The 6,846-nt window shown below is 33.2% G+C and carries 5 protein-coding genes; all 5 read left to right on the top strand.

Going from position 1 to position 6,846, the window contains the following annotated elements:
- The first annotated feature begins 554 nt into the window (after nt 1-554).
- Nucleotides 555-1,880 carry a uracil-xanthine permease family protein gene (locus KGF48_RS02780; protein WP_227827650.1) on the top strand — a complete coding sequence of 442 codons (1,326 nt, stop codon included), beginning with the start codon at nt 555-557 and terminating at the stop codon, nt 1,878-1,880.
- Nucleotides 1,881-2,257: 377 nt separating this feature from the next.
- Entirely contained in the window at nt 2,258-2,746 is a 489-nt protein-coding gene (locus tag KGF48_RS02775; protein WP_413894779.1) for a (2Fe-2S)-binding protein, read from the top strand.
- Nucleotides 2,739-4,991, top strand: a complete 2,253-nt coding sequence (locus KGF48_RS02770; RefSeq protein WP_227867727.1) for a molybdopterin cofactor-binding domain-containing protein — start codon at nt 2,739-2,741, stop codon at nt 4,989-4,991. Before KGF48_RS02775 ends, KGF48_RS02770 begins: the two co-directional genes overlap by 8 nt.
- A gap of 133 nt (nt 4,992-5,124) precedes the next feature.
- On the top strand, nt 5,125-5,859 hold the full coding sequence (locus KGF48_RS02765; protein WP_227827648.1) for an SDR family NAD(P)-dependent oxidoreductase: 735 nt from the start codon (nt 5,125-5,127) through the stop codon (nt 5,857-5,859).
- 24 nt (nt 5,860-5,883) lie between these two features.
- Nucleotides 5,884-6,843, top strand: coding sequence for a methenyltetrahydromethanopterin cyclohydrolase (mch, locus tag KGF48_RS02760; RefSeq protein WP_227827647.1), 960 nt, complete (start codon nt 5,884-5,886; stop codon nt 6,841-6,843).
- Nucleotides 6,844-6,846 lie beyond the last annotated feature (3 nt).

Raw genomic sequence — 6,846 nt, 5'->3', positions numbered from 1 at the left:
ATTTATATTTATCCAATAATTAAGATTTTTATGATATTTAATAAATGTTAGTTACTATTTATTATTTATTATATTTACTGAAATAGCGTTATATGGCGAAAATAAGAGGTTGCATATATTTTATAGAAATAAATATTAAAACGAAAATTGATAAAAAAATAACGCAAATTTAAAAATTAAAGTGTTTTAATACTGATTTTATTCTACAGATTGATTATTATTTTTACTTTAACAATTCTAAATAAAACTAAAATTAAATTATCAGAATAATCTTGACAGTCTAAAATCGTGACTGTATAATACAATTAAAAATCGGATTAATTACCTAGCTTACAAAAAATAAAAATAATGCTAAAAGCAAACGTTTTATTTTTTTAGTAACTAATCCTCCGCCACTCCTTAAATTAGAGCTTTTCTAATTTCAAAATGTATTACTAAAACTTCATAATGTAACTGTGCAATATTTATTAGGCTCTAACTTTTAAGGTTACTAATAATTTATTACATGGCTCCATACATTTGGCGGCAATGGCGGGAGCGATAAGGGGTAAGATATGGAAAATTACAAGTATGGATTTAATGACAAGCCAAAGCTTCTAACAGCAATACCACTTAGTATGCAACATGTTTTTTCTGCTTTTGCAGGTACTATGTCGGGTGCCATTTTAGTAGCTGTGGGCATGGGTCTCTCACTAAGTGAGACTGCATTTTTGATTCAATGTTCGATGTTGATTGCAGGGGTGAGCACCATACTGCAATCTATGGGAATTGGACCAATAGGGTCACGGTTGCCAATTGTTACTGGTGGAAGTTTCACCTTTGTAGCACCATTAATTGCCTTAAGTACAAATAATGATGTTGGTATTGCTGGAGCTTTTGGAGCAGTACTTGTAGGAAGTCTAGTTTTAACTTTAGTAGGACCTCTTGCAGTAAAATATTTACATAAATATTTTACACCTACAGTTACAGGCAGTGTTGTTTTGGCAGTAGGTTTATCACTTATGAGCTCTTCATTTGACTACGCAGTATCTTTTGATGCTCATGGACCTAATGTAGTTGCTAATTTTTCTTTAGCTGTATTTACATTGTTGTTGACACTTATTTTAAATCAATTTGGAAAAGGTTTTCTCAAAGTAGCATCCATAATAATTTCAATAGTAATAGGCTATGTAGTAGCAGTAATATTTGGTATGGTTGACTTTTCTAGTATGGCACAAGCAAATTGGTTTGCAGTGCCAAAGCCTATATACTGGGGATTGGAGTTCAACTTGGGCGCTATTATAACCATATGTACAATTCATATTGTAACAGTTATGGAAATAATAGGAGATACGACAGGGGTTGTTAGTTCTGTTGAAAACCGTCTACCTACGCAAAAAGAATTGATGAGAGCTGTTAGAGCAGATGGAGTTGGAAGTTGTTTTGCAGCTTTGTTTAATGGGCTTCCAGTCATATCAGGTAGTCCAAACATAGGAATAATTTGTATGACAGGAGTTGCAAGTAGGTACATAGTAGCACTTGGGGGAGTAATGTTAGGTATATTAGCATTTTTCCCAAAGTTTGCCCAAATATTAGCTTTAACACCAGACCCAGTTATTGGAGGTACATTAGTTATGATGTTTGGAACAATTGCATCATCAGGTATTAAGGTTATTGGAATGGGAAAGATGACAAATCGTAACATAACAATTTTAGCAGTTTCGCTGGGCATTGGTATGGGTGGTTATTTTAATCAAGCTGCATTAGCATTTTTACCAAGCATTGTAGTCACTTTAATGACTGGTATATCTGGAACAGCTCTATTATCTTTAATACTAAATATCGTATTGCCTAAGGAAAAAGAGGATGTAGTGGAAAGTAAAGTAAGTTGTAAAGCTTAGAGAACGTAATTCTAAAGGATATCCAAGAAGGAGCGCCTTGCTTCTATTTTTTTTACCAAAAATAGGATTGAACTTTGAAGGAAACCTAATAGCTTGCATTTGAGCAGAATATAATCTGAAAGGATATCCAAGAAGGAGCGCCTTGCTTCTATTTTTTTTACCCAAAAACCTTAAAAAACTAAATAATCAAAAGATATGATACTCATTTTAATAAAAGTATAATCTGAAAGGATATCCAGGAGGAGCGCCTTGCTCCTCCTTTTTTAACAGTAATTATGGATTTTACTTGTCAAATGAGTGTAAATAACTTGGATAAATTATTAATCAAAGATTAAATTTCATAGAAAATATTAAAAATTAAATTATGTGGAGAGAAGGTGGAGATTATAGATGTTATTGAGCTTGATATAAATGGCAGATTGAGAGAGGTGAGTATAAAAAAAAGTTGGACTTTACTTTATGTTTTAAGAGAAGTGTTTAATTTAACTGGAAGTAAGTGTGGATGTAGTACTGGTGATTGTGGAGCTTGTAAAATAATTTTAGATGGAGAAGCAGTTAATTCATGTTTGATTCTAGCAAGAAATGCAGTTGGGAAAAAGATATTGACAATTGAAGGGTTGTCAGATGGTATCAATATACATCCAATTCAACAAGCATTTATTGATTGTGGAGCTGTTCAATGTGGGTATTGCACTCCAGGGATGATAATGTCGGCAAAAGCCCTGTTAGATAAAAATCCAAATCCTTCTGAGGAAGAGGTTAGAAAGTCTATAGACAATAATCTTTGCAGATGTACAGGATATGTAAAAATTGTTGAGGCTATACTTTTATCAGCAAAAAGGATGGGGGGTATAACCTGTGAGTAATAATTTTAAAGTTATTGGTGAAAGAGTCCCAATAAGAGATGCTGTACTTAAAGCTACTGGCCAACTTAGATATACTGCAGATATGAAAATTCCAAATATGCTTTATGCTAAGGTTTTATTCAGCCCTATAGCGCATGCAAAAATTAAAAAAATAGACACATCAAAAGCTGAAAAATTAGAAGGTGTAAAAGCTATAGCCACTTATAAAAACTCACCTCAAAAAGCCTTTAATAGTGCCATGAGATTTTATGAACATGAGTTGCCAGAGGTTGAACATATCTTTGATGATACTGTTCGTTTTGTGGGTGATAAAGTTGCAGCCGTTGCAGCTGAAGATTTACAAACGGCTGAAAAAGCATTGAAGCTTATTGAGGTTGAATATGAAGAATTACCCTCAGTATTTAATCCAGAAGAAGCAATACAAGAGGGTGCATATCCAATACATAAAGGGGGAAACAAGCTTGCAGTAAATGTACAGCAGTGTGGAAATATTGAAGAAGCCATGAAAAAAGCTGATTATATTTTTGAAGATAAGTATACACTTCCAGCTATACATCATGGTGCAATAGAAACTCATGTGGCGATTGCAGATTATGATTACAGTGGGAAACTTACTGTTTATAGTCCTAATCAAAACACTTTTGGATTTAGGATAATCTTATCTAATTTATTTGGATTACCAATGAATAAAGTTAGACTAGTAAGTCCAGCTATTGGAGGAGCTTTTGGAGGTAAATTAGAGATTACAATTGAGCCAATTGTAGCATTATTAGCAAAACTGTCAGGTAGGCCAGTCAAACTAGAGCTTAACAGGAGAGAAACTATTGCTTCGACAAGAACTAGACATGGCGCAGTTGTATATCTAAAAACGGGTGTTATGAAGGATGGTCAAGTTATAGCACAAGATATGAAAGTTCTGACAAATACAGGAGCATATGCATCAAGTGCTTTAAATGTAATTGGAGCAATGAGTCATAAAGTGTTTAAAGCATATAAGATTGAAAATATGAGATATACAGGGATACCAGTGTATACAAACACACCAATTGCAGGAGCAATGAGAGGGTATGGTTCTCCACAAGCTTTTTTTGCTCAACAATCCCAACTAAATAAAATTGCAAAAAAACTAAATATGGATATTTTAGATTTACAGCTTAAGAACTTAGTCGAACCAGATGGAATAGATCAAAGATTTAAAAGTCCTCATGGAAATCCAAGACCAATAGATTGTATAAAAAAAGGTGCTGAAATGTTTGACTGGAAAAAACAAATTAGACAGCAAAATGAATCAAATGGTAGATTTTTGATTGGTGTAGGTATGGCAGTTGGTTCACATGGAAATGGATGCTTTGGAGCACATAGGGATATAACAGCTTTAATGTTGAAAATGAATGAAGATGGTTCAGCTGTATTATATACAGGTACTCATGATATGGGAAATGCATCTGTAAGTGTTCAAGTACAAATTATATCTGAAGTACTTGGAATAAGCCAGGAAAAAATAGAATGTATACAGGCAGATACAGAAGCATCACCATGGAATTTAGGAGATTACGCAAGCAGAGGAGTTTTTGTATCTGGAAATGCAGCTTTAAAAGTAGCAAATTCAGTAAAAAAAGAACTTTTAAAGGAAGCATCCCAACTTTTAAAAGAGGATGAAGAATATATAGAATTTAAGGATGATAGAGTCTATTCTATCAAAAATAACAACAAACAAGTCACTTTATGTGATGTCATGATACATGCTCAAAAGGTAAGTTTAAGAGAGATTATAGGAGCTGAAACTTTTGCATCTCAAACTGGAGCAAGTTCATATGGTGTACATTTTGCTAAAGTTGAGGTCGATACTAAACTGGCAAGTGTAAGAGTTTTGGAATATGTTGCAGTTCATGATGTAGGGAAAGCTTTAAACCCAATGTCTGTAGAAGGTCAGATTGAAGGAGCAATTCAAATGGGAATAGGATATGCGTTGACTGAAGCACTTGAATTTGACAATAGAGGAAAAATAAAAGCTAATTCATTTCGCTCGTATCATATGATAAAGGCTAGTGAAATGCCCCAAATAAAAGTTGGCCTGATAGAATGTGGAGAACCTGGAGGTCCATTTGGAGCTAAGAGTATAGGTGAATGTTCTGTTGTACCATCAGCACCAGCAGTAGCAAATGCAGTAGCAAACGCATTAAATTGTGATTTTTATAGTTTGCCAATAAAGAAAAGTATTTTACTAGATAATATAAATATTTAATGTTGCTTTATACAAAAGAAATTAGTTATACAAAGTAAAAAGATATTTATTTAAAATACTTTAGATATTAAAATGTAAGACCTTTTTCTAAATGTAAGTTTAAATTATATAAATGTAGAGGGTGTGATGAATTTTGAATTTAAGGTTTAAAGATAAGGTTGTTGTGATAACAGGAGCAGGGCAGGGGTTAGGAGCAGGATTTGCTTTAGATTTTGCTATCGAAGGAGCAATAGTAGTCTTAATTGGTAGAACCAAAAGCAAATTGGATAATGTTGCAGAACAAATTATTAAATCTGGAGGTAAAGCTTTTGTTTCAGTTTGTGATGTAAGTAAACCTAAAGATGTAGAAGTTTGTTTTAGTGAGGTAATAGATAAATTTGAGAGTGTAGATGTATTGATTAATAATGTTGCTCTCCATAAATCAGCTCCAGTAGTTGATACTACAATTGAAGATTGGGATGCTCAGATAAAGACTAATTTAAGTGGAACTTTTTATTGTACTAAGGCTGTCCTTAGAACAATGATTGATAAAAAGTATGGAAAAATAATAAATATTAGCTCTACAGCAGCAAAACACTTTTTTCCAGGCTTTGGAGCATATGCTGCTTCTAAAGGAGGAATGGTAAGTTTTACTCAAACATTATCTGAAGAAGTAAAAGAGTATGGAATCAATGTAAATGCGATATATTTAGGGATGACTAACACTGAATATACAAGAAAAAGATTTAACTATGATGATGCAGTTACGATACCGCTTGAAGAAATGTTGCAAGTGGAAGAAGTATCAAAAGTTGTAACTTTCTTAGCATCTGATGAAGCAAGTCCAATAATGGGAGCTGCAATTGATGTATGTGGTAAGAAAGCATAAAAATATATATTGAGAGGTATAAAGATGATAAGTTTAAACAAGAAAGCTATGGTGGTAGTGAGAGAGATAATAGAAGATGCAGAAGCATTGGGATGTGAAATTATTAAGATGGATTGTGGAGCAACTATAATTGATATGGGCTTAAATTGTAGTGGAAGCTGGAAAGCAGGTGTTTTATTTACTAGGGCTTCTATAGGTGACCTAGGAACAGTGTCATTAGGAGATTTTAAATTAAATGATGAATATTCTTTCTCAGCAGTTGAAGTATTTATAGATAAACCATTGATTGCATGTATGGGTTCACAGATTGCTGGATGGAAACTTGGAGAAGGTGAATTTGCAACTATTGGGTCAGGACCAGCAAGAGCTTTAGCAAGAGTTGAATCAGACTGGTATTTTGAAATGACTCCATATAAAGATACTTATCATGAGGCAGTTTTATGTATCCAAGATATAAAATATCCCAATAATGAAACAGTCTTAGAGGTTGCAAATGCTTGTAAAGTAAAACCAGAAGACACATATATATTAATTTCACCAAGTACATGTATTGTAGCATCAATGCAAGTATCAGCAAGAATCATTGAGCAAGTATGTCATAAGATGTTTGAAAAAAACTTTGATGCAGGTCAAATTGTACTTGCGAGAGGAAAAGCACCAATAGCACCTATAGTAAAAGATGAACTTAAGACTATGGGAAGAATAAATGATGCATTGATTTATGGTAGTGAAACTGAGTTTTGGGTAGATTCAACTGATACTGCCATTGCAAAGACTATACACCAGTTAGCAGGGAAAACTTCATCTCCAAATTATGGGGAATTGTTTGAAGATGTATTTGTGAAGGCAGGAAGAGACTTTTTCTATGTAGACCATGATGTACATTCAATAGGCAAAATACAAATACATAATATAAACACTGGAAAATCATTTTCGGCAGGAGAAATAAATTATTCAGTACTCGAAAAAAGTTTCTTAAAATAAACA

The sequence above is a fragment of the Clostridioides sp. ZZV15-6388 genome, from assembly GCF_020657755.1.
In the GTDB taxonomy this organism is placed as follows: Bacteria; Bacillota; Clostridia; order Peptostreptococcales; family Peptostreptococcaceae; genus Clostridioides.
This window is presented reverse-complemented; position numbering and strand designations above follow the sequence as displayed.

Bases quoted from the DNA above. Each gene is read 5' to 3' on its own strand.
- KGF48_RS02780 (WP_227827650.1), top strand. From the start codon at position 555: ATGGAAAATTACAAGTATGGATTTAATGACAAGCCAAAGCTTCTAACA.
- mch (WP_227827647.1), top strand. From the start codon at position 5,884: ATGATAAGTTTAAACAAGAAAGCTATGGTGGTAGTGAGAGAGATAATA.